The sequence below is a fragment of the Micromonospora sp. HNM0581 genome, from assembly GCF_012726175.1.
Lineage (GTDB): Bacteria > Actinomycetota > Actinomycetes > Mycobacteriales > Micromonosporaceae > Micromonospora.
On sequence record NZ_JAASAD010000051.1, the window covers coordinates 1 to 2554 of the forward strand.

Genomic DNA, 2554 nt, shown 5'->3' on the forward strand with positions numbered 1-2554 from the left:
TCGCGGCCGGTGAGGGCGGGGCGTTCCTGCGGCGGGAGGGCTTGTACTCGTCGTTGATGACCGAGTGGCGCCGGGCCCGTGATGCCGGGCTGTTGCAGGGCAAACCGGCCGGCCAGACGGTTGGTCGGCCGTCGGCGGAGCAGGCGGAGATCGCCCGGCTGCGCCGTGAGCTGCAGCTGGCGCAGGCGAAGCTGGCGCGCACGGAGACGGCGTTGACGATCATGGGAAAAGCACGAGAGCTCTTGGAGGACATCTCCAGGAGCGAGCCGGACGATCCGGACGTGTTCGGGCTCGGCAGACGCTGATGGCCACCTACCACCAGCTGACCAGCGCGAACATCGCGACGAGGCAGGCGAAACGGCTGACCGGGATCGCCGGTCCAGTGCGGACCGCGACCGGCGGCGGCCGACACCGGCCCGGCCGGCGCGGCGCCCACCGGCGAACGCGCTCACCCCGGCCGAGCGTGAGAAGGTCCTACGGCTGCTGAACAGCGCGCAGTTCGTCGACGCGGCCCCGGCGCAGGTCTACGCGGCACTGCTGGACCAGGGCGTCTACGTCGGTTCGATCGCGACCATGTACCGGCTGCTGCGCGAGCACGAGCAGGTCCGCGAGCGTCGCCGGCTGGCCCGGCACCCGGCCCGGCAACGCCCCGAACTGGTCGCCGACGCACCGCGGCAGGTCTACACCTGGGACATCACCAAACTCGCCGGCCCGGTGAAAGGAGTCTACTTCGATGCGTACGTGATGATCGACATCTACTCCCGGTACATCGTCGGCGTCCGGGTCCACGCCCGCGAGTCCGGCCCGCTCGCCGAGAACATGATGCGCGAGGTGTTCGACGTTCACGGCGTCCCGCACGTCGTGCACGCCGACCGGGGTACCTCGATGACCTCGAAATCGGTCGCTGACCTGCTCGAAGACCTTCAAGTGGCCCGGTCGCACTCACGGCCGAAGACCTCCAACGACAATCCGTTCTCCGAGGCCTGGTTCAAGACGCTCAAGTACGCGCCGGTCTTCCCGGACCGGTTCGCGTCCCTCACGGACGCGCGGGCGTTCATGGCCGAGTTCGTGACCTGGTACAACCACGCCCACCGGCACTCCGGGATCGGCTTACACACCCCCGCTGACATCCACCACGGCCGCCACCACCAGGTCCGCGCCGGTCGTGAGGACACCCTCGCCACGGCCCACACCGCGCATCCGGAACGGTTCGGCACCAGCCGGCCACTGCCCAAGATCCTTGACCTGCCCAAGCAGGTCTGGATCAACCAGCCCGACCAGGAAGATCAGCCTCAACTGCAAGCCGCCTAACTCCCGTTGGCCTCAATCCCTTGACACGTTCCGCCTGACCAACCGGGGCTGGCTCCCCGACGGTTACTACTGGGCGGACGCAAGGGACAGCACCCGTTTCGCTCACTACAACAAGACCTGGGGCAGCACGGTCGTTCGCGGGTGGGTTTGGGAGCTCGGCTCGAAGAAGTGCGCGGGCGGTAGCACCACCAGGACGGAGCTGTTCATCCACTCTCAGGGGACCTCCGGATGGTCAGACTCCAACTATCGCTCCGAAGGGTGCATAAAGATCAACCAGACCGACCGCACCCATACGCACAACAGGTACCAGTCCGCATACGGCAGGTCCAACGCTTTCCTCCAAATCTACGTCTGACCAGAAGGACTGCCGTCATGAATAACGTGAAACGCCGTAATCATGCGCTGCTCACGGTGGCTGCACTCATTGCAGCGACGATAGGCGCCTCGATTCTTCTCCAACCAGCCGCGCACGGTGAGAAGCCGAGCTCCCTACGTGACCAGGTGCTCCGCCACCAACGGCTGGTTGCAGACTGCATGGAAAGCCGCGGATTTGACTACTCAGTCGGTGTTGCGCGCGACCTGATCGTCGAAGAGGCGCGCGCTGCGGCGGAGGCCAAGGGAGGCGACGTCAAGGCCGCGGTAATCGAAGCTACCGAGGCATCACGGAATCACGCTTCTGACCCGAACGAGCTGATCGTGTCCCAGTTGCCACCCGAGCGGCAGCGCGCCTGGGGTGACGCACTGTGGGGCACCGATGAGTCCGCAGGCTGTTTCGACAGCACACTTCAAGCAGCCGCCAGGGTGGACCTGGACGCCGGGCTCAAGCGCGCGGAGACCATTTTCGCCCAAGCTAAGTCTGACCCGTCCGTGCGGACGGCCGAAAACGAGTATCTCGCGTGCATGGCAGCGCACCGACACCAGATCAGGTCGATCGACTCATTCTATGAGTACGTGGGTCTCCAGGCCGAGAAGCTGAGCACGGAGGCGGGCCACGAGCTGTCGGACGCGGCGTACGCGCACCATGCCGACTGCTCGAAGCCGTACAACGAGAGGTTCAACGACGTCCATCGGAAGCTTCTCGGCGGCAAGTAAGTTCCTGCATCTCGGGTAAGGCCTTATTGAGGGTCTGTCAAGTTAACGGCTGATCTTGGTTGTTGAGGTGGTCAGTCGTTGGCCGGGGTGAGTCGGCCCTCGAAGGCGACCTGGAAGGCGTTCAGGGGTGCCTTCCAGCGCATGGTCCATC

1 protein-coding gene and 2 pseudogenes are annotated in these 2554 nt (G+C 65.4%); all 3 read left to right on the forward strand.

What is annotated here, in order from left to right; translation table 11 throughout:
• Positions 1 to 305, forward strand: a pseudogene (locus HCA58_RS23000) (hypothetical protein); the annotation flags it as partial.
• Between the two features lie 70 nt (positions 306 to 375).
• Positions 376 to 1311 (forward strand): annotated as a pseudogene (locus tag HCA58_RS23005) (DDE-type integrase/transposase/recombinase); the annotation flags it as partial.
• Positions 1312 to 1683: 372 nt separating this feature from the next.
• Positions 1684 to 2403: a hypothetical protein gene (locus HCA58_RS23010; RefSeq protein ID WP_169600142.1), complete on the forward strand. Its 720-nt coding sequence runs from the start codon at positions 1684 to 1686 to the stop codon at positions 2401 to 2403.
• Positions 2404 to 2554: the final 151 nt, after the last annotated feature.

Coding starts and splice junctions, on each gene's coding strand:
- HCA58_RS23010 (WP_169600142.1), top strand. CDS start 1,684: ATGAATAACGTGAAACGCCGTAATCATGCGCTGCTCACGGTGGCTGCA.